Source organism: Streptomyces sp. UG1 (genome assembly GCF_049974585.1).
GTDB lineage: Bacteria > Actinomycetota > Actinomycetes > Streptomycetales > Streptomycetaceae > Streptomyces.
This window is the reverse complement of the sequence record NZ_JBNGGG010000024.1, coordinates 53,846-74,665: the sequence shown is the minus strand read 5'-3', so window position 1 is coordinate 74,665 and position 20,820 is coordinate 53,846. Positions and strand designations below refer to the sequence as shown.

General features: G+C 71.1%; 16 protein-coding genes. 8 read left to right on the top strand and 8 right to left on the bottom strand.

Annotated elements, in window-relative coordinates:
* The first annotated feature begins 4 nt into the window (after positions 1 to 4).
* Together ACP4J3_RS26120 and ACP4J3_RS26115 are read left to right on the top strand one after the other, a co-directional pair.
* Positions 5 to 751: a CoA-transferase subunit beta gene (locus ACP4J3_RS26120; RefSeq protein WP_426538549.1), complete on the top strand. Its 747-nt coding sequence runs from the start codon at positions 5 to 7 to the stop codon at positions 749 to 751.
* Positions 751 to 1,800 carry an NAD(P)H-dependent flavin oxidoreductase gene (locus ACP4J3_RS26115; protein ID WP_426538475.1) on the top strand — a complete coding sequence of 350 codons (1,050 nt, stop codon included), beginning with the start codon at positions 751 to 753 and terminating at the stop codon, positions 1,798 to 1,800. The genes ACP4J3_RS26120 and ACP4J3_RS26115 overlap by 1 nt, the downstream gene beginning before the upstream one ends.
* Here the strand turns inward: ACP4J3_RS26115 and ACP4J3_RS26110 are convergent.
* From ACP4J3_RS26110 to ACP4J3_RS26100, 3 genes are read right to left on the bottom strand one after another with little or no spacing between them, the layout of a single operon-like run.
* Entirely contained in the window at positions 1,784 to 2,941 is a 1,158-nt protein-coding gene (locus ACP4J3_RS26110) for an acetyl-CoA C-acetyltransferase (protein WP_426538474.1), read from the bottom strand. The genes ACP4J3_RS26115 and ACP4J3_RS26110 overlap by 17 nt on opposite strands.
* Before the next feature lie 26 nt (positions 2,942 to 2,967).
* Entirely contained in the window at positions 2,968 to 3,585 is a 618-nt protein-coding gene (locus ACP4J3_RS26105; RefSeq protein WP_426538473.1) for a TetR/AcrR family transcriptional regulator, read from the bottom strand.
* A gap of 15 nt (positions 3,586 to 3,600) precedes the next feature.
* Complete coding sequence (locus ACP4J3_RS26100) at positions 3,601 to 4,383, bottom strand: SDR family oxidoreductase (protein ID WP_426538472.1); 783 nt, start codon at positions 4,381 to 4,383, stop codon at positions 3,601 to 3,603.
* Positions 4,384 to 4,453: 70 nt separating this feature from the next.
* On the opposite strand from ACP4J3_RS26100, the gene ACP4J3_RS26095 reads away from it, so the two are divergent.
* Positions 4,454 to 5,593, top strand: a complete 1,140-nt coding sequence (locus tag ACP4J3_RS26095) for an acyl-CoA dehydrogenase family protein (protein WP_426538471.1) — start codon at positions 4,454 to 4,456, stop codon at positions 5,591 to 5,593.
* The gene (locus tag ACP4J3_RS26090; RefSeq protein ID WP_426538470.1) at positions 5,593 to 6,564 is read left to right on the top strand and encodes an acyl-CoA dehydrogenase family protein; all 972 of its coding nucleotides are present in this window, start codon (positions 5,593 to 5,595) and stop codon (positions 6,562 to 6,564) included. The genes ACP4J3_RS26095 and ACP4J3_RS26090 overlap by 1 nt, the downstream gene beginning before the upstream one ends.
* Here ACP4J3_RS26090 and ACP4J3_RS26085 read toward each other — a convergent pair.
* Both ACP4J3_RS26085 and ACP4J3_RS26080 read right to left on the bottom strand, forming a co-directional pair.
* Positions 6,539 to 8,188, bottom strand: coding sequence for a cytochrome b (locus ACP4J3_RS26085; protein ID WP_426538469.1), 1,650 nt, complete (start codon positions 8,186 to 8,188; stop codon positions 6,539 to 6,541). The genes ACP4J3_RS26090 and ACP4J3_RS26085 overlap by 26 nt on opposite strands.
* Before the next feature lie 74 nt (positions 8,189 to 8,262).
* On the bottom strand, positions 8,263 to 8,994 hold the full coding sequence (locus ACP4J3_RS26080; protein WP_426538468.1) for a vWA domain-containing protein: 732 nt from the start codon (positions 8,992 to 8,994) through the stop codon (positions 8,263 to 8,265).
* A 147-nt stretch (positions 8,995 to 9,141) separates the two neighbouring features.
* On the opposite strand from ACP4J3_RS26080, the gene ACP4J3_RS26075 reads away from it, so the two are divergent.
* Both ACP4J3_RS26075 and ACP4J3_RS26070 read left to right on the top strand, forming a co-directional pair.
* Entirely contained in the window at positions 9,142 to 10,071 is a 930-nt protein-coding gene (locus tag ACP4J3_RS26075; RefSeq protein ID WP_426538467.1) for a rhomboid family intramembrane serine protease, read from the top strand.
* Positions 10,068 to 10,976, top strand: a complete 909-nt coding sequence (locus ACP4J3_RS26070; protein ID WP_426538466.1) for a chitosanase — start codon at positions 10,068 to 10,070, stop codon at positions 10,974 to 10,976. The genes ACP4J3_RS26075 and ACP4J3_RS26070 overlap by 4 nt, the downstream gene beginning before the upstream one ends.
* Before the next feature lie 118 nt (positions 10,977 to 11,094).
* Here ACP4J3_RS26070 and ACP4J3_RS26065 read toward each other — a convergent pair whose 3' ends face one another.
* The 3 genes from ACP4J3_RS26065 to ACP4J3_RS26055 all read right to left on the bottom strand — a co-directional run bounded on the left by ACP4J3_RS26065 (position 11,095) and on the right by ACP4J3_RS26055 (position 18,249).
* Complete coding sequence (locus tag ACP4J3_RS26065; RefSeq protein ID WP_426538465.1) at positions 11,095 to 12,555, bottom strand: glutamate synthase subunit beta; 1,461 nt, start codon at positions 12,553 to 12,555, stop codon at positions 11,095 to 11,097.
* Positions 12,548 to 17,140 (bottom strand): glutamate synthase large subunit, encoded by a 4,593-nt coding sequence (gene gltB, locus ACP4J3_RS26060; protein WP_426538464.1) that lies wholly within the window; start codon positions 17,138 to 17,140, stop codon positions 12,548 to 12,550. The genes ACP4J3_RS26065 and gltB overlap by 8 nt, the downstream gene beginning before the upstream one ends.
* A gap of 377 nt (positions 17,141 to 17,517) precedes the next feature.
* Positions 17,518 to 18,249, bottom strand: coding sequence for a VIT1/CCC1 transporter family protein (locus tag ACP4J3_RS26055; protein ID WP_426538463.1), 732 nt, complete (start codon positions 18,247 to 18,249; stop codon positions 17,518 to 17,520).
* A 280-nt stretch (positions 18,250 to 18,529) separates the two neighbouring features.
* On the opposite strand from ACP4J3_RS26055, the gene ACP4J3_RS26050 reads away from it, so the two are divergent.
* Positions 18,530 to 19,552, top strand: a complete 1,023-nt coding sequence (locus ACP4J3_RS26050; protein ID WP_426538462.1) for an ADP-ribosylglycohydrolase family protein — start codon at positions 18,530 to 18,532, stop codon at positions 19,550 to 19,552.
* Positions 19,549 to 20,820 carry an ADP-ribosylglycohydrolase family protein gene (locus tag ACP4J3_RS26045; protein ID WP_426538460.1) on the top strand — a complete coding sequence of 424 codons (1,272 nt, stop codon included), beginning with the start codon at positions 19,549 to 19,551 and terminating at the stop codon, positions 20,818 to 20,820. Before ACP4J3_RS26050 ends, ACP4J3_RS26045 begins: the two co-directional genes overlap by 4 nt.

Genomic DNA, 20,820 nt, shown 5'->3' with positions numbered 1-20,820 from the left:
GGTCATGACGGAGGTCACGGGCGCCGGGTCCGCGGACGTCACCCGCGCCGAGTACTGCGTGATCGCCTGCGCCGAGGCCTGGCGGGGCAACGGGGAGGTGCTGGCCAGCCCGATGGGCCTGATCCCGGCCATCGGTGCCCGGCTGGCGCGCCGCACCTTCGCGCCGGACCTGCTGCTGACCGACGGGGAGGCGCTGCTCGTCGCGCCGGACGGCACCGTCGAGGGCTGGCTGCCCTATCGGCAGCACCTCACCCTGGTCACCGGTGGCCGACGGCACGTGATGATGGGCGCGAGCCAGATCGACCGGTACGGCAACCAGAACATCTCGTGCATCGGCGACTGGGAGCGGCCGAAGCGGCAGTTGCTGGGGGTGCGGGGGGCACCGGTCAACACGCTCAACAACCCGACCAGTTACTGGATCCCCAGGCACTCCCGGCGGGTCTTCGTGGAGAAGGTCGACATGGTGTGCGGCGTCGGCTACGACCGCGTGGGCGACGCCGCCCGCTACCACCGCATCCCCCGTGTCGTCTCCGACCTGGGCGTCTTCGACTTCGGCACCCCGGACCACTCGATGCGGCCGGTCTCGCTCCATCCGGGGGTCGCACCGGAGCAGGTGCGGGAGGCGACCTCGTTCGAGCTGGCCGTCCCGGACAACGTCCCGCGCACCCGCCCGCCCACCGCCGAGGAGCTGCGGCTCATCCGCGAGGTGCTCGACCCGGGGAACACGCGGGCCAGGGAGGTCGGTGCGTGATGGAGACGCCGCTGACCCGGCTGGTCGGGGTCCGCCATCCGATCGTGCAGACGGGGATGGGCTGGGTGGCGGGGCCGCGGCTGGTCTCGGCGACGGCGAACGCGGGGGCGCTGGGCATCCTGGCTTCGGCGACGATGACGGTGGACCGGCTGCGCGCGGCGATACGCGAGGTCAAGTCCCGTACGGACGCGCCGTTCGGGGTGAACCTGCGGGCGAACGCCTCGGACGCCGGCGACCGGGTGAGCGTGATGATCGACGAGGGGGTGCGGGTCGCCTCCTTCGCCCTCGCGCCCTCCCGTGAGCTGATGACCGGGCTCAAGGAGGCGGGCGTCGTCGTCATCCCGTCGATCGGCGCCCGGCGGCATGCCGAGAAGGTCGCCGCCTGGGGTGCGGACGCCGTGATCGTGCAGGGCGGGGAGGGCGGCGGGCACACCGGTGAGGTGGCGACGACGGTGCTGCTGCCGCAGGTGGTGGACGCCGTGGAGATACCGGTCGTGGCGGCGGGCGGCTTCTTCGACGGGCGGGGACTGGTCGCGGCGCTGGCCTATGGGGCGGCGGGCGTCGCCATGGGCACGCGGTTCCTGCTGACCTCGGACTCGACGGTGCCGGAGGCGGTCAAGGCACGGTATCTGGCGGCGACGGTACGGGACGTCACGGTCACGACGGCCGTGGACGGCCTGCCCCACCGCATGCTGCGCACGGAACTGGTCGACGCCCTGGAGCACTCCGGACGCGCGCGGGCCCTTCTCCAGGCGGTCCGCAGGGCGGCCGGCTACCGGAAGCTGTCCGGCACGAGCTGGCGCCGGATGCTCAGGGACGGTCGCGCGCTCCGGCACGGCAAGGACCTGACCTTCAGCCAGGTCCTGCTCGCCGCGAACACGCCGATACTGCTGAAGGCGTCCATGGTGGACGGCCGTACGGATCTGGGGGTGATGGCATCCGGGCAGGTCGCCGGGGTGATCGACGACCTGCCGTCGTGCGCGGAGCTGGTGGAGCGGATCATGAAGGAGGCGGAGGACACCTGTCGGCGTCTCACAGCCTCTCGATGATCGTCACATTGGCCTGTCCTCCGCCTTCGCACATGGTCTGGAGTCCGAACCGACCGCCCGTGCGCTCCAGTTCATGCAGCAGCGTCGTCATCAGCTTCACTCCGGTCGCGCCCAGCGGATGCCCCAGAGCTATGGCCCCGCCATTCACATTGACCTTGTCGGGATCCGCGCCGGTCTCCTTCAGCCAGGCCAGGACGACGGGCGCGAAGGCCTCGTTGATCTCGACGAGGTCGATGTCGTCGATGGACAGGCCGGTCTTCTTCAGGGCGTGGGCGGTGGCGGGTATCGGGGCGGTGAGCATGCGGATGGGATCCTCACCGCGCACCGAGAGGTGGTGCACCCGGGCCCGGGGCGTGAGCCCATGCTCGCGCACCGCCCGCTCCGAGGCCAGCAGCATCGCCGCCGCGCCGTCGGAGACCTGTGAGGAACAGGCGGCGGTGATCGTGCCGCCGTCGATGACCGGCTTCAGTCCGGCCATCTTCTCCGGCGAGGTGTCCCGGCGCGGTCCCTCGTCCACGGCGACCTGCCCATACGGCACCAGCTCGCGCTCGAAGCGCCCCTCGTCGATCGCCCGCAGCGCCCGCCGGTGCGAGCGCAGCGCGAACTCCTCCTGGTCCTGCCGGGTGATCCCCCACTTGGCGGCGATCATCTCGGCGCCGGCGAACTGGTTGACGGGCTTCTCCCCGTACCGGGCCCGCCAGCCCTCGCTGCCGGCGAAGGGACCGGCGGTGAGCCCGAGCGGCTCGGCGGCCTGCCGGGTGGCGAAGGCGATGGGGATCATCGACATGTTCTGCACACCGCCCGCGACCACCAGGTCCTGGGTGCCGGACAGCACGCCCTGCGCGGCGAAGTGCACGGCCTGCTGCGAGGATCCGCACTGCCGGTCGACGGTCACGCCCGGCACCTCCTCGGGCAGCCCGGCCGCCAGCCAGCAGGTCCGCGCGATGTCGCCGGCCTGCGGCCCGACGGCGTCCAGACAGCCGAAGACGACGTCCTCGACGACAGCCGGGTCCATGCCCGCGCGCGAGACGAGTTCCTTGAGCACATGGGCGCCCAGGTCGGCCGGATGGACCCCGCTGAGCCCTCCTCCGCGCCGCCCGACAGGCGTACGGACCGCTTCGACGATGTAGGCCTCGGCCATGGCAACTCCCCAATGGGAACAGTGGGTTATGTGCGTACGGCGATCCCGTCCAGCACCATCGACAGGTACTGCCGGGCGATCTCCTCGGGGCGGTGCTGTCCGCCGGGCCGGTACCAGGACGCGGCGACCCACACCGTGTCGCGGACGAACCGGTAGGTGAGCCGGACGTCGAGATCGGCCCGGAAGACCTGGGCCGCGACCCCGCGCTCCAGCGTGGACAGCCACGCCTTTTCGAACTTGCGCTGCGACTCGGCGAGGAACGCGAACCGCTCCTGCGCCATGAGCTGTCGGTTCTCCTTCTGGTAGATCGCGACGGCCGCCCGGTGCCGGTCGATCTCCCGGAACGACTCGGTGACCAGCGCCTCGAGCGTCTCGCGCGGGCCCAGCTCGGCCTCCAGGACCGCGTCGTAGCCGTTCCACAGCTCGTCGAGGAAGATCCGCAGGATCTCCTCGAGCATCGACTCCTTGGAGTCGAAGTGGTAATAGAGGCTGCCCGCGAGCATGCCCGCGTGGTCGGCGATCTTGCGTACGGTGGTGGCGTTGTAGCCCTGCTCGGCGAAGACCTCGGCGGCGGTGTCGAGGAGTTCGCGCCGCCGGGCGGCCTGGGCGGCGACGGTCACCTGGGGCTTCTTCTTGGTCGGCACGGGTCCATTGTGGTCCTAGGGGTGCCGGCTGCTGACCGAGACGATCTCTCCGGTCATGTACGACGAGTAGCCCGACGCCAGGAACACGATCACGTTGGCCACCTCCCAGGGTTCGGCGTAGCGCCCGAAGGCCTCGCGGGCGGTCAGCTCCTCCAGCAGTTCCGGGGTCGTCACCTTGGCCAGGTGAGGGTGCATGGCCAGGCTCGGCGCCACGGCGTTCACCCGCACCCCGTACGCGGCGCCTTCCACCGCCGCGCACCGGGTCAGCGCCATCACCCCCGCCTTGGCGGCCGCGTAGTGCGCCTGGCCTGCCTGGGCGCGCCAGCCGACGACGGAGGCGCTGTTGACGATCACGCCGCCGGTGTCGCGCATGTGGCGCAGGGCGGCCCGGGTGCATCTGAAGGTGCCGTTCAAGGTCACGTCGAGGACCTTCGACCACTGCTCGTCGGTCATGTCGACGAGCGGCGAAGTCCCGCCGAGGCCCGCGTTGTTGACGACGACGTCGAGCCGGCCGTGTTCCCGCACGGCGGTGTCGAACAGGGCCCGCACCTGGGCCTCGTCGGTGACGTCGCACACCGCTGACGTCACCGCACCCTCGAACTGGCGGGCCAGCTCGGCCTCGTGCTCCTTCAGCCGCCGCGCGTGCGCGTCGCTGATCAGCACCCGCGCGCCCTCCTCCAGGAAGCGGCGCGCGGTCGCCCCGCCGATGCCGGCGCCGGCCGCCGCGGTGATGACGGCGGTGCGCCCGCGCAGCAGTCCGTGACCGGGAACGTACGTCGGCGCCTCGACGTTTGTCATAGCAGCACGCTAACCTACCAAACACTTGTTAGGGAAGAGCCTGTCGGACTCGCAGGAAGGGAGGGCGACCGTGGATCTCATCCACTCCGCCGCCGACGAGGCGTTCCGCGCCGAGGCCCGCGCCTGGCTCCGTGCGCATGTGCCGCCCGATCCGCTGCCCTCCCTGGAGACCGAGGAGGGCTTCGCGGCGCACCGGGCGTGGGAGGCCGAGCTGGCCGCGGACCGCTGGTCGGTGGTGAACTGGCCGGCGGCGTACGGCGGCCGGGACGCCTCACTCGTACGGTGGCTGCTGTTCGAGGAGGAGTACTACGCGGCGGGCGCGCCGGGCCGCGTCGGTCAGAACGGCGTCAGTCTCCTGGCCCCGACCCTCTTCGACCACGGCACGGCCGAGCAGCGCGCGCGTGTGCTTCCGTCCATGGCGACCGGCGAGGTGGTCTGGGCGCAGGCGTGGTCGGAGCCGGAGGCGGGCTCGGACCTGGCCTCGCTCAGGTCGAGGGCCGTGCGCACGGACGGGGGCTGGCTGCTGTCCGGCCAGAAGACCTGGTCCTCGCGCGCCGCCTTCGCCGACCGCGCGTTCGGCCTGTTCCGCACCGACCCGGACGCCGCCAAGGCCCACCAGGGCCTGACCTACCTGATGTTCGACCTGCGCGCCCCCGGCGTCACGGTCCGTCCCATCGCCCGCCTCGACGGCAAGCCCGCCTTCGCCGAGCTGTTCCTCGACGAGGTGTTCGTGCCGGACGAGGACGTGATCGGCGAGCCGGGCCAGGGATGGCGGATCGCGATGTCGACGGCGGGCAACGAACGCGGTCTGATGCTGCGCTCCCCCGGCCGTTTCCTGGCGAGCGCCGACCGCCTCCGCCGCCTCTGGCGGGACCGGGGCAGCCCGGAGAGCACCAAGAACCGGGTGGCCGACGCCCTGATCGGCGCCCGCGCCTACCAGCTCTTCACCTTCGCCGCCGCCTCCCGCTTCCTCGACGGCGAGTCGATCGGCCCCGAGTCCAGTCTGAACAAGGTCTTCTGGTCGGAGTACGACATCGCGCTGCACGAGACGGCCCTCGATCTCCTGGGCGCCGACGGCGAGCGGGCCGACACCGACTGGTCCGAGCGGTACGTCTTCGCCCTGGCCGGGCCCATCTACGCGGGGACGAACGAGATCCAGCGCGACATCATCGCCGAGCGGCTGCTCGGCCTGCCGAAGGGGCGACGCTGATGCGGTTCCTCCTCGACGCCGAGCAGCGGGCCTTCGCCGACTCCCTGGACGCGATGCTGACGGCGGCGGACACACCGGCGACCGTACGGCAGTGGAGCCGGGGCGAGCATGCGAGCGGCCGGGCGCTGTGGTCCCGTATCGCCGAGGCGGGGGTGTTCGCCCTCGCGGTCCCCGAGGCCTACGAGGGGCTGGGCCCGCGTCCCGTCGAACTCGCCGTCGCCTTCGTGGAGTTGGGCCGCCATGCGGTGCCGGGGCCTCTCGTGGAGACCGTCACGGCGGCCGTCCTGCTCGGCGGGCTGGAGAACCCCGGCCCGGCCAAGCGGCTGTTGCCCGCGCTTGTGGCCGGCGAGGCCATGGCGACGCTGGCGTGGGAGGCGCCGTACGCCCTGGACGGCGACGCGGCCACCACCCGCCTCGCGCTCACCCCCGACGACCTGCGCCTCTCCCCCGGCCACGGCCCCGTGCGCCCCTCCCTGGACCCGGCCCGCCGCCTGACCCCTCTCGAACCCGGCGGTGAACTCCTCAGCCCCCACCCGCCCACCGCCCAAGCCCTCGCCCTCGCCCGTCTCACCACCGCCGCCCAAGCCCTCGGCGTCGGACTCGCCCTCCTCGGCCAGACCGTCGGCCACGTCAGGCGGCGCACCCAGTTCGGCGTCCCCATAGGCTCGTTCCAGGCCGTCAAGCATCGCCTGGCCGATGCGAAGATCGCCCTGGAATTCGCCCGGCCCCTGGTTCTCGGCGCCGCGCTCACCCTGGCCCCCGCGGACGTCGCCGCCGCCAAGGTCGCCGCCTGTGAGGCCGCGTACGCCACCGCCCGTACCGCGCTCCAGTTGCACGGCGCGATCGGCTACACGGCGGAGTTCGACCTGTCGCTGTGGCTGACCAAGGCCCGCGCGCTGCGCACCGCCTGGGGCAGCCCGGACATATGCCGGGCGGAGGTCCTGCTCAGTGGTGGTGATCGCCGCTGGTGACCTCGCGGTACTCCGCCGCCGTCGGCTTGGTGATCCGCGACCGGGGCCCGAACATCGCCAGCGCCAGCCTGGCCCGCACCCGCTGGGATGCGGTGACCCGGCGCCGGACGCCGTTCGCGTCGACGCGCTCGCCGATCTCGTACGGCGGATGCTGCTCGTGCTGGGTGAGGGTGAAGAGCTGGCCCTGGGTGACCGGCTCGTGCACCTCGATGTACTCGCCGTGCGGCAGCCGCTTGATGATGCCGGTCTCCCTGCCGTGCAGCACCTTGTCCCGGTCCCGGCGCTGCAGTCCGAGACAGATCCGCTTGGTCACGTAGTAGGTGAGGACCGGCACGACGAAGACCGAGATCCGCACGAACCAGGTGATCGAGTTGATGGACAGATGCAGATGCGTGGCCACGATGTCGTTGCCGCCGCCGATCAGCAGCACCGCGTACAGGCTCAGCCAGGCCGCGCCGAGCCCGGTGCGCACGGGCATGTTGCGGGGCCGGTCGAGGATGTGGTGCTCACGCTTGTCGCCGGTGATCCACGCCTCCAGGAAGGGGTACAGGCCGAGCGCGAGCAGGATCAGCGGGAAGAGCGAGAAGGGGATGAAGACGCCCAGTTCCAGGGTGTGGCCCCAGGCGTTGAGCTCCCATCCCGGCATCACCCGGATCAGGCCCTCGGAGAAGCCCAGATACCAGTCGGGCTGGGCGCCCGTGGTCACCAGGTCGGGGCGGTAGGGGCCGAACGCCCACACCGGGTTGATGCCGGCGATGCCGCCCATGAACGCCAGCACACCGAAGACGAGGAAGAAGAAGCCGCCCGCCTTGGCCATGTACACCGGCAGGAAGGGCATGCCGACGACCGACTTCTGGTCGCGGCCGGGGCCGGGGTACTGGGTGTGCTTGTGGTAGAAGACCAGGATCAGATGGGCGGCCACCAGGGCGAGCATGATCCCGGGCAGCAGCAGGATGTGCACCGGGTACAGCCGGGCGATGAAGTCCTCGCCGGGGAACTCCCCGCCGAAGAGGAAGAACGCCACGTAGGTGCCCACGATCGGGATGGACAGGATCGCGCCGTGCGCGAACCTGAGGCCGGTGCCGGACAGCATGTCGTCGGGGAGGGAGTAGCCGGTCAGGCCGGTGATGATGCCGAGCATCAACAGGGTCCAGCCGAACACCCAGTTCAGCTCGCGCGGCTTGCGGAAGGCGCCGGTGAAGAACACCCGCATCATGTGCACGAGCATGCCGGTGACGAAGACCAGCGCCGCCCAGTGGTGGATCTGCCGCATGAGCAGCCCGCCGCGCACATCGAAGCTGATGTCGAGCGTGGACTCGTAGGCCCTGCTCACCAGGACGCCGTTGAGGGGCTCGTAGGTGCCGTTGTAGACGACCTCGTTGGTGCTCGGGTCGAAGAACAGGGTCAGGTAGACGCCGGTGAGGATCAGGATCAGGAAGCTGTAGAGGCAGACCTCGCCCAGCATGAAGGACCAGTGGTCCGGGAAGACCTTGCGCATATTGGCCTTGGCCAGCGCGTAGAGGCCGAGCCGTCCGTCGGCCCAGTCGGCGACCTTCTCGCCCTTGCCGGGCGGAGCCGCTCGCCGTGCAGTCGTCCCGTGGTGCTCCGATCGCGCGCCGTCCATACGTCGCCTCCCCGTCGGATCAGTCACAGGGTGACACGGGCCCATGGGCCCCGCCAACGGGGCGAACGCGCGGCTCACGGTCGGTGCGGCCGTACGATCCCCTGTGCCCGCGCCGCCACCAGCCACTTCGGGAACTCCCCTAGCAGCCGGTCGTACAGCTCGGCGTCGGACACCCTGCGCGGGTCCGAACCGGCGTGAAAGAACCCCGCGTTGTCGACGACCCGCTTGTCCGGCACCGCCAGCTCGTCGAGCCGGCGCAGATAGTCGAACTGCTTGCCGGCCGGGTCCCCGAAGCCGATGAACTGCCAGAACAGCGGGAGCCGGGCCGCCTTGCACAGGTACCGCTCCGCGGCGAGCCTGCTGATGGGGCCGCCGTCGGTCTGGAACACGACCAGGGCGGGGTCCGTCGAGCCGCTGTCCAGGTAGTGATCGATGACGACGTCCATGGCCAGGTGGTAGCTGGTCTTGCCCATGTGCCCGAGCCCCGCCACGATCCGCTCGATCCGCCCCCGGTGATCGGCCAGCGCGATGTCGGTGACGGCGTCGACGTCGGTGGAGAAGAACACGACCGGCACCGTGCCGTCGTCGTCGAAGTGGGCCGACAGCCCGAGCACCCGGTCGGCGAGGGCCTGCACGCTGCCGTCCTTGTAGTACGGCCGCATCGACCCGGAGTAGTCGACGACCAGGTAGACCGCGGCCCGCACCCCGTCCAGCCCGTGCTTGCGCAGCGACACCCCGGCACTCTTGTACAGGCTGACCAGCGCGGGCGCGGTCTCCTCCACCTTGCTGAGACTGATCGCGGCCATGTCTTGTCTCCCCCTTGACGCACTGGTCCGGCTGCCGAGATTACGACACCGCGGCCCCACCTCTCCCGCCGTCCACAGGCATTGGTTATTTTGTTCGACGCCGTCCCCACCGGCTCACTGAACGTTCCGCACCTGGAGGAGCCGGCCGTGGAGCCCGAGTCCACCGTCACCACCTGTTATCGCCACCCCAAGGTGGAGTCCTACGTCCGCTGCACCCGCTGCGACCGCTACATCTGCCCGGACTGCATGCGGGAGGCGTCCGTCGGCCACCAGTGCGTGGAGTGCGTGAAGGAGGGCGCGCGGTCGGTGCGACAGGGCCGGACGGTCGTCGGCGGGCGGATCGCCGCGACGCCGCTGGTGACCTCCGTGCTCATCGGACTCAACGTCGTCGCCTATCTGGCCGAGGTGGTGCGCCCGGAGATCCTGGACCGCTTCGCGATGCTGACCGCCCGGCTGGTCGGCCCGGACGGCGGCTACTACGTCTACCAGCCCGGACACCCGTCGGACCTGCACGCCGAGGGCGTCGTCGCCGGGCAGTGGGAGCGGCTGCTGACCGGCGGTTTTCTGCATCTGCCGCCGACGGAGGGGACCTTCGGGCTGCTGCACATCGTGATGAACATGTTCGCGCTGTGGCAGCTCGGGCGGGCCGTGGAGCCCATGCTGGGCCGGGCCCGGTACATCGCCCTGTATCTGCTGTCGACGCTGGGCGGCTCGGTGTTCGTGCTGCTGCTGTCCGATGCGCACGCGGAGTCGGTCGGCGCCTCGGGGGCGATCTTCGGTCTCGGCGCCGCGTACTACGTCCTGGCCCGCCGGGTCGGTGCGGACATGCGGCCGGTCAACCGGTTCATGGTGTTCCTGCTGCTGTGGCTGGTGCTCTCCGCCGGACTGACCTCCTGGCAGGGCCACCTCGGCGGGCTGCTGACCGGAGCCGCGGTGACGCTCGCCTACGCCTATGTCCCGCGCGGACCGCGCCGCGCCGTGCTCCAGGTGGCCGCGTGCGCGGGCGTGCTGATGCTGCTGGCGGTGGTCGCGTACGCCAGGGTCTCGGATCTGACGAGCGGAGGACCGGCGCTGTGAGACGCACTGGCATCCTGCTGTTCGCGGCCGCCCCCGTCGTCATCGCCGCGGCCGCCTACTTCCTGGTCCCGACCGACTCCGCCGAGAGCCCGGCCGATCCCCCCGCCGCCACCGCGGAGCAGTCCTCCCGCCAGGAGGCCAAGAGCCGCGCCGAGCAGGAGCGTTCGGCGGACGACAAGCTGATCGCGAGCCTGCCCCCGGGTCTGGCCGCCCCGGCGAAGAAGGAACTGGCCCAGCAACTCGTGTCCACTGCCGAGAGCTCGACCCTGAACTGGCGCGACACCTACGGCTATATCGAGGACCTCGACGACGGCCAGGGCTACACGGCCGGCGTCATCGGCTTCTGCACCGGCACCCACGACCTGCTCGCCCTGGTCGAGCGCTACACCGCCGACCACCCGGACAACGGGCTCGCCCGGTACCTGCCCGCCCTGCGCGCGGTCGACGGCACCGACTCCCACGAGGGCCTCGACCCCGGCTTCACGGCCGCCTGGAAGGCGGAGTCCGAGGTGCCCGCCTTCCGCGAGGCCCAGCTCGCCGAGCGCGACCGCGCCTACTTCGACCCTGCGGTCCGCCTCGCCAAGCTCGACGGCCTGGGCACGCTGGGCCAGTTCATCTATTACGACGCGATGGTCTTCCACGGCCCGGGCATCGACGAGGACGGCTTCTACGTCCTGCGCGAACGCGCCCTGCGCAAGGCGGAGTCCCCCTCCCAGGGCGGCTCCGAGAAGACGTACCTGGACGCCTTCCTCGACGTCCGCCGGGCGGCCATGCGGGAGAAGCGACCGGGTGCCGACACCAGCCGCATCGACACGGCCCAGCGGCGGTTCCTGTCCGACGGGAACCTGGAGTTGAGGACGCCGCTGCGGTGGCAGGTGTACGGGGAGACGTACCGGGTGCCCTAGGCCCGGGGAGCAAGGCGACGGCGCCTGCCCTGTAGTCCGGTCGGGGACTGGGGCAGGCGCCGTCAGTGTTCCGTACGCCGTTGTACGGGACGTCTTGTGAGATGTCAGGCCATCAGTGTCAGGCCATCAGGGCGCGGTCCGTCGGGCGGATCGGGGCCGGCAGGTCGCTCGCGCCGGTCAGGAAGCGGTCGCAGCCGCGGGCGGCCGAGCGGCCCTCCGCGATCGCCCACACGATGAGCGACTGGCCGCGGCCCGCGTCACCGGCGACGAAGACGCCCGGCACATTGGTCTGGAAGTCGGCGTCGCGGGCGACGTTGCCGCGCTCGTCGAGCTCCAGGCCGAACTGCTCGACCAGGCCGTTCTCCCGGTCGGTGCCGGTGAAGCCCATGGCCAGCGTCACGAGCTGGGCCGGGATCTTGCGCTCGGTGCCCGGCTTGGGTGTGAGCTTGCCGTCGATGAACTCGACCTCGGTCATGTGCAGCCACTGGACGTTGCCGTCCTCGTCGCCCTCGAAGTGCGTCGTCGACACCGAGTAGACGCGCTCGCCGCCCTCCTCGTGGGCGGAGGTGACCTTGTACAGCATCGGGAAGGTCGGCCACGGCTGGTGCGCGGCACGCTCCTCGCCCGGCCTCGGCATGATCTCCAGCTGGGTCACCGAGGCCGCGCCCTGGCGGTGGGCGGTGCCCACGCAGTCGGCGCCGGTGTCGCCACCGCCGATGACGACGACGTGCTTGCCCTCGGCCGAGATCGGGGAGGTGACGTAGTCGCCCTCCTGGACCTTGTTCGCCAGCGGCAGGTACTCCATCGCCTGGTGGACGCCCTTGAGCTCGCGGCCTGGGACCGGGAGGTCACGGGCGGTCGTGGCGCCGGCGGCGATGACGACCGCGTCGTACCGCTTCTTCAGGTCGGTCGCCTTGAGGTCGCGGCCGATCTCGATGCCGGTACGGAAGCGGGTGCCCTCCGCGCGCATCTGCTCGATACGGCGGTTGATGTGCCGCTTCTCCATCTTGAACTCGGGGATGCCGTACCGGAGAAGGCCTCCGATGCGGTCCGCGCGCTCGTAGACGGCGACGGTGTGGCCGGCCCGCGTGAGCTGCTGGGCGGCGGCCAGGCCCGCCGGGCCCGAGCCGATGACGGCGACGGTCTTGCCGGACAGGCGCTCGGGGGCCTGCGGGGCGACGGTGCCCGCGTCCCACGCCTTGTCGATGATCGAGACCTCGACGTTCTTGATGGTGACGGCCGGCTGGTTGATGCCGAGCACACACGCCGACTCACAGGGAGCGGGGCACAGGCGGCCCGTGAACTCCGGGAAGTTGTTCGTCGCGTGCAGGCGCTCCGACGCGGCCGTCCAGTCCTCGCGGTAGGCGTAGTCGTTCCACTCGGGGATCAGGTTCCCCAGCGGGCAGCCGTTGTGGCAGAACGGGATGCCGCAGTCCATGCAGCGGCTGGCCTGCTTGCTGATGATCGGCAGCAGGGAGCCGGGGACGTAGACCTCGTTCCAGTCCTTGACGCGCTCCTCGACCGGGCGGGACTTGGCGACCTCGCGGCCGTGGTTCAAAAAGCCCTTCGGGTCAGCCATTGATCGCCGCCTCCATCATCTTCTCGGTGACCTCGGTCTCGGACAGACCGGCTCGCTCGGCGGCGTCCTTGGCGGCGAGCACTGCCTTGTACGTGCTGGGGATGATCTTGCTGAAGCGGTCCACCGCGGTGTCCCACTCGGCCAGGAGCTTCTCGGCGACCGTGGACCCGGTCTCCTCCTGGTGGCGGCGGACCACGTCGTGCAGCCACTGCTTGTCGGTGTCGTCGAGGGCCTCGACGGCGCTGACGTTGCCGACGTTGACGTTGTCGCGGTCGAGGTCGATGACGTACGCGATGCCACCGGACATACCGGCCGCGAAGTTACGTCCGGTCTCGCCGAGGACCACCGCGTGACCACCGGTCATGTACTCGCAGCCGTGGTCGCCCACGCCCTCGGAGACGACCGTGGCACCGGAGTTGCGGACACAGAACCGCTCGCCGGTACGACCGCGCAGGAACAGCTCGCCGCCGGTCGCGCCGTACGCGATGGTGTTGCCCGCGATCGTGGAGAACTCGGCGAGGTGGTCGGCGTTCCGGTCCGGGCGGACGACCACGCGGCCGCCGGAGAGGCCCTTGCCGACGTAGTCGTTGGCGTCGCCCTCCAGGCGCAGCGTGACACCGCGCGGGAGGAAGGCGCCGAAGGACTGGCCGGCGGAGCCCGTGAAGGTGATGTCGATGGTGTCGTCGGGCAGGCCCGCGCCACCGAACTTCTTCGTCACCTCGTGGCCGAGCATGGTGCCGACCGTGCGGTTGATGTTGCGGACCTTGACCTGCGCGCGCACCGGCTGGGCGTCGGTCGCAAAGTCCGCGGCCAGCGCGTCGGCGGCGAGCTTGATCAGCTCGTTGTCGAGCGCCTTCTCCAGGCCGTGGTCCTGTGCGATGAGCTGGTGGCGGACCGCGCCCTCGGGCAGCTCGGGCACGTGGAACAGCGGCTCCAGGTCCAGGCCCTGCGCCTTCCAGTGGTCGACCGCGCGGGTGACGTCGAGGGCCTCGGCGTGGCCGACGGCCTCCTCGATGGAGCGGAAGCCCAGCTCGGCGAGGAGCTCGCGGACCTCTTCGGCGATGTACTGGAAGAAGTTGACGACGTACTCGGCCTTGCCGGTGAAGCGCTCGCGCAGGGTCGGGTTCTGGGTGGCGATGCCGACCGGGCAGGTGTCCAGGTGGCAGACGCGCATCATGACGCAGCCGGAGACGACGAGCGGCGCGGTCGCGAAACCGAACTCCTCGGCGCCGAGCAGCGCGGCGATGACGACGTCACGGCCGGTCTTGAGCTGCCCGTCGGTCTGCACGACGATGCGGTCGCGCAGGCCGTTGAGCAGCAGCGTCTGCTGGGTCTCGGCGAGGCCGAGCTCCCAGGGGCCACCGGCGTGCTTCAAGGACGTCAGGGGAGAAGCACCCGTACCGCCGTCGTGGCCGGAGATGAGCACCACGTCCGCGTGCGCCTTGGACACACCCGCGGCGACCGTGCCGACGCCGACCTCCGAGACCAGCTTGACGTGAATCCGCGCCTGCGGGTTCGCGTTCTTCAGGTCGTGGATCAGCTGGGCCAGGTCCTCGATGGAGTAGATGTCGTGGTGCGGCGGCGGGGAGATGAGCCCCACGCCCGGCGTCGAGTGACGGGTCTTGGCCACCCACGGGTAGACCTTGTGGCCGGGCAGCTGGCCGCCCTCGCCGGGCTTGGCGCCCTGGGCCATCTTGATCTGGATGTCGTCCGCGTTGACCAGGTACTCGGAGGTCACGCCGAAGCGGCCGGAGGCGACCTGCTTGATGCTGGACCGGCGCGCCGGGTCGTACAGGCGCTCCGGGTCCTCGCCGCCCTCACCGGTGTTGGACTTGCCGCCGAGCTGGTTCATGGCGATGGCCAGCGTCTCGTGCGCCTCGCGCGAGATGGAGCCGTACGACATGGCGCCGGTGGAGAAGCGCTTGACGATCTCGCTGACCGGCTCGACCTCGTCGATGGAGATCGGCTGCCGGTCCGACTTGAAGCCGAAGAGCCCGCGGAGCGTCATCAGCCGCTCGGACTGCTCGTTCACGCGCTCGGTGTACTTCTTGAAGATGTCGTAGCGGCCGGTGCGCGTGGAGTGCTGGAGGCGGAAGACCGTCTCCGGGTCGAACAGGTGCGGCTCGCCCTCGCGGCGCCACTGGTACTCGCCGCCGATGTCCAGCGCGCGGTGCGCCGGAGCGATGCCGGAGGCCGGGTAGGCCTTGGCGTGGCGGGCGGCGACCTCCTTGGCGATGACGTCGATGCCGACGCCGCCGATCTTGGTGGCGGTGCCGTTGAAGTACTTCTCGACGAAGGCGTCGTCGAGACCGACGGCCTCGAAGACCTGAGCGCCGCGGTAGGAGGCGACGGTGGAGATGCCCATCTTGGACATGACCTTCAGCACCCCCTTGCCGAGGGCGTAGATCAGGTTGCGGATGGCCTTCTCGGCCTCGATGTCCGACAGGAAAGTGCCGGCGCGGACCAGGTCCTCGACGGACTCCATCGCCAGGTACGGGTTCACGGCGGCGGCGCCGTAGCCGATGAGCAGGGCGACGTGGTGGACCTCGCGGACGTCGCCGGCCTCGACCAGCAGGCCCACGTGGGTGCGCTGCTTGGTGCGGATGAGGTGGTGGTGGACGGCCGCGGTGAGCAGCAGCGACGGGATCGGCGCGTGCTCGGCGTCGGAGTGGCGGTCCGACAGGACGATCAGGCGGGCGCCGTTGTCGATGGCGGCGTCGGCCTCGGCGCAGATCTCCTCGATGCGCGCGGCGAGGGCGTCACCGCCGCCGTGCACCCGGTACAGGCCGGAGAGGGTCGCGGCCTTGAAGCCGGGCATGTCGCCGTCGGCGTTGATGTGGATGAGCTTGGCCAGCTCGTCGTTGTCGATCACCGGGAAGGGCAGGGTGACCGAGCGGCAGGAAGCGGCCGTCGGCTCGAGCAGGTTGCCCTGCGGGCCCAGCGAGGAGTGCAGCGAGGTGACCAGCTCCTCGCGGATGGCGTCCAGCGGCGGGTTGGTGACCTGCGCGAACAGCTGGGTGAAGTAGTCGAAGAGCAGCCGCGGGCGCTCGCTCAGCGCGGCGATCGGCGAGTCGGTGCCCATCGAACCGATCGGCTCGGCACCGGCCTTGGCCATCGGCGCGAGGATGACGCGCAGCTCCTCCTCGGTGTAACCGAAGGTCTGCTGGCGGCGGGTGACCGAGGCGTGGGTGTGCACGATGTGCTCGCGCTCGGGCAGGTCGGACAGCTCGATCTCGCCGGCCTCCAGCCACTCCGCGTACGGGTGCTCGGCGGCGAGGGTCGCCTTGATCTCGTCGTCCTCGATGATGCGGTGCTCGGCGGTGTCGACGAGGAACATGCGGCCGGGCTGCAGGCGGCCCTTGCGGACGACCTTCGCCGGGTCGATGTCGAGGACGCCGACCTCGGAGCCGAGGACGACGAGGCCGTCGTCGGTGACCCAGTAGCGGCCGGGGCGCAGGCCGTTGCGGTCGAGGACGGCGCCGACCTGGGTGCCGTCGGTGAAGGTGACACAGGCCGGGCCGTCCCAGGGCTCCATCATCGTGGAGTGGTACTGGTAGAAGGCGCGCCGGGCCGGGTCCATGGAGTCGTGGTTCTCCCACGCCTCCGGGATCATCATCAGCACGGAGTGCGGCAGCGAGCGGCCGCCGAGGTGGAGCAGTTCCAGCACCTCGTCGAAGGACGCGGAGTCGGAGGCGTCCGGGGTGCAGACCGGGAAGGTCCGCTCCAGCTTGTCCGCACCGAAGAGGTCGGAGACGAGCTGCGACTCACGGGCACGCATCCAGTTGCGGTTGCCCATGACCGTGTTGATCTCGCCGTTGTGCGCGACGAAGCGGTACGGGTGGGCGAGCGGCCACGACGGAAAGGTGTTCGTGGAGAACCGGGAGTGCACGAGCGCGATCGCGGAGGCGAAGCGGCGGTCGGACAGGTCCGGGAAGAAGGGCTCGAGCTGGCCGGTGGTCAGCATGCCCTTGTAGACGATGGTGCGGGCCGAAAGCGACGGGAAGTAGACGCCGGCCTCGCGCTCGGCGCGCTTGCGCAGCACGAAGGCCTTGCGGTCGAGGGCGACGCCCTCCGAGGCGTTGTCGGTGACGAAGATCTGCCGGAAGGCGGGCATGGTCGACCGGGCGGTGGCGCCGAGGAGTTCCGGCGCGACCGGGACCTCACGCCAGCCGAGGACCGTCAGGCCCTCCTCACCGGCGATGGTCTCGATCTGGGTGACGACCTCGGCCGTCCCCTCCTCCGGCAGGAAGGCGATACCGACGGCGTACGCACCGGCCGCGGGCAGTTCGAACCCGGCCACCTCACGGAAGAAGGTGTCCGGCACCTGGGAGAGGATGCCCGCGCCGTCACCCGAGTCGGGCTCGGAGCCGGTGGCGCCGCGGTGTTCGAGGTTGCGCAGAACGGTCAGCGCCTGCTCGACCAGCGTGTGGCTCGCCTCACCGGTGAGGGTGGCCACGAAGCCGACGCCACAGGCGTCGCGCTCGTTGCGGGGGTCGTACATACCCTGCGCAGCAGGGCGAGCATCCATGAACGACCGGTTCTGGCCATTCGCGGAGTGCTGGGACGGCTGGCGCGGCGTACGCATCGGCTCTCCCGTCGTCGTCAATTGGCATATGCAAGGTGCCGAGGGACGACGTTGGCCCTCTGCGTGATCGCAAAATTTCGTGCAGGTTACATGATGGAACGGTTCTCGGGAACCGGGATACTCCGTTCCAACATGCGGACGCCAAGTACGTACGGCGGGGGTTCCGCGCACATGGCTTGAAGTATGTGGGGACCGAAACAGGACAGGTCCATGTCCGTCGATCCGAGGGGGCGGAGAAGGCGTCGTCGCCGACCCCGCGAGTGCGCCGCAGGCGTCATTGCCCACAGCGCTTACGGCTCATGCCCCGTGGTCACGCATCCGAAACCAGCGAGTAACGGCTACTTATACGGCCCCACGCATAAGTTCCAGCCGACGAACTATCCTACGGCCGTTCCGAACAGCGTGCCCAGGGCGTACGTCACACCAGCCGCGGCACCACCGAGCGCGAGCTGCCGCAGCCCGCTGTACCACCAGGTCCGCGCGGTCACCTTGGCCACGACGGCACCGCACAGGAACAGCCCGAGCAGCGCGAGCAGCACGGCGGGCCACAGCGCGGTCGCCCCGAGCAGATAGGGCAGTACGGGCAGCAGCGCACCCAGCGCGAACGACCCGAACGACGAGACGGCCGCGACGAGCGGCGACGGCAGATCGCCGGGGTCGATGCCCAGCTCCTCCCGGGCGTGTATCTCCAGGGCCACCTCGGGATCGCGGGAGAGCTGCCCGGCGACGGCCCGCGCCAGCTTCGGCTCGACGCCCCGCGCCTCGTAGAGCGCCGCGAGCTCGGCCTCCTCGTCCTCCGGGTGCTTGCGCAGCTCCCGCCGCTCGACGGCCAGCTCGGCCTCGACCAGCTCACGCTGCGAGGCGACGGAGGTGTACTCGCCGGCGGCCATGGAGAAGGCGCCGGCGGCGAGCCCCGCGAGCCCGCTGAGCACGATGGTCTGATGACTGACGGCGCCACCCGCGACACCGGTCATCAGGGCAAGGTTGGAGACCAGCCCGTCCATCGCACCGAAGACGGCGGGACGCAGCCAGCCACCGTTCACATCGCGGTGCGTGTGGTTGTCGCGGTGCGCCTCGTGCAGCGCGGCCTCGGTCTCGATGATCGCCATGAGAGGTCCCCCAGGAGGTTCGGAAGCTTAGGAAAGGCTGTCTTTAGACAAGTTCTACTCTTTGACAGCGCCCAATCTACGCCCCGGAATTCCGCCCCGCCAGCAAGGAAAGGCTCGGCTTACCTGCGGTTTTCCCTTAGAACGCTCATTCGTGTACCAGCCTGCACAGATGTCGACCGGGTGACATGGCGCCTCCGAGGCTCAGGTCAACCGCCGACGGTGGGACACATCCGCAAAGGGCTCCGCGCCCTGGGCGGAGCCCCCCAAGGAGAGGCCTCGCATGCCATCCATCGCCCGCACCCCCTCGGTCCCGGCGCCCGGAGACACCGCCGAACTGAGCGAACGGGCCCGCGGCGCACTGCTGGGCCTGGCGGTCGGCGACGCGCTGGGCGCCCCCGCGGAGAACATGAAGCCCTCCGAGATCCGCGCCCGCTGGGGCCGTGTCACGGGCTTCGTCACCGACAGCCCCGCCGGCACGGACGACACCGAGTACGCGATCTTCTCCGGCCTCCTCCTGGCCCGCCACGGCTCGGCGCTCACCCCGGCGCATGTGGAGGCGGCCTGGCACGAGTGGATCGCGGACCGCGCGGAGGGCCCCTTCCGAGGCGCGGGCTTCAGCGAACGGGGCACGCTGGAGAACCTGCGCCGAGGCCTGGCCGCCCCCATCTCCGCCCAGCACCGCCACGCCTGGAGCGACGGCCTCGCCATGCGGGCGGCCCCCTTCGGCGTCTTCGCGGCGGGCCGCCCGTCCGAGGCCGCCCGCCTGGTGGCCATCGACGGTTCGGTGAGCCACGACGGCGAGGGCATCTACGGCGGCCAGGCGGTGGCGGCGGGCGTGGCGGCGGCGATGGCGGGCGCGCCGACGATCGCCGTGGTCGCCTCGGCCCTGGCGGTGATCCCGGACGACTCCTGGACGGCGAGATCACTGCGGCGGGCGGTGGCGGTGGCCCACCGGGGCGAACGCGCGGTCCGCTCAGCGGTCGTGATCGGCGGCTACCCGTGGACCGACCTGGCCCCCGAGGCGGTCGCGCTGGCCTTCGGCGCGTACGCGGCGGCGGACGGCGACTTCGTCCAGGCGGTCCTGACGGCCGTGAACATGGGCCGCGACGCGGACACGACGGCAGCGGTGGCCGGGGCACTGGCGGGCGCGTCCCAGGGCGAGCCGGCGATCCCGGCCGACTGGGCATCGGCGATCGGCCCGGCGCGAGGGAGCTGCCTGCCGTCGATGGCAGGCCACCACGTCCTGGACGTGGCAGAGCTGCTGACGCCCGGAGAGGGCGGGAAGTGGAGGGACCGACGATGACACCGCCCACCCCTTGGAACGAGGGAACCCCGGCGGCGGCACCTCCCGCAGTCGCCGACGGTGAGGAACCCCCACAAGGGCCACCCGCACCCGACGACGAAAGTCGCACGGGTGGTGCGGGTGGGAACAAACAGGCCGAAGGCGAAGCCGAGGCCGCTCAACACACCCTCGGCCTCCTGCTAGGCCTGGCCGCAGGCGACGCCGCCGGCTGGCCCGCCGCCCGCCACCGAGCCGCCCGCATGCCCGAATGGACCCGCCGCCTCACCCGCGAACTCGACACCTTCGCCGAGCACAACGCCACCACCACCCTCCCCGTCCCCATCGCCCTGAACCAGCCCCCCGAACCCCTCCGCCTGGGCCCCTCCGACGACACGGAGTGGGCGGCCTTCACCGCAGAGGCCGTGCTCCGAGCCGGCGACGACACAGCCCTCGGCGACCTGAGCCGAGAACGCCGCACCCGAGCCGCGATCGACCTCACCTGGAGCGCCCTGGCCGACGAGATCGCCGCGGCAGCGGACCGCGCCCCCGAGATCGAGTCGGCCATCCTCCCCCTGCGCGCCCGCATCTCCGTCCGGGCCGGCCTCGGCAACCTGGCCACCGGCCTGCGCCCACCCGCCACCGGCCACGACAACCCGCACTACTTCGACGACGCGGCCTGCGTACGCGCCTGCGTCCTGGCCGTGGCGCACCCGGGCGACCCTCACCGCGCCGCCGACCTCGCCGAGTTCGACGCCCGCTACACCCAGGACGGCGACGGCGTGCACGGCGCGCGGGCGATGGCGGCGGCCGTGGCGCTGGCCCTGACCGGCGCGCAGCCGAAAGCCTGCGTGGCAGCCGCGCTCACCGAACTCCCCGAGGAGACGGAGATCGGCCGGAACGCCCGCCACGCGCTGCACCTCGCGCGGTCCGCCGACAGCGCCTTCGCCCTGATCCCCCTCCTCGAACACCAAATCGTCGATCACGTCTACAGCTACGGCATCGCCGCCGCCGAGACGGTCCCGGTCGCCCTCGCCCTCACGGTCGCCGCGAACGGCCGTATCGCCGAGGCGGTCCCCGCGGCCGCGTGTCTGTCCCGGGTCGCGGACTCGGCACCGGCCCTGGCGGGCGCGCTGACCGGCGCACTGGGTGGCGGTACGGCGATTCCGGCGACCTGGCGGGACACCTGCCGCACCCTCTCCGGCTGTGTACTGCCCCGGCTCACCGGCACCGACCTGGTGGAACTCGCCGGACTCCTGGAAGCCACGCAACCGGCCCGACCAGGAGGATGA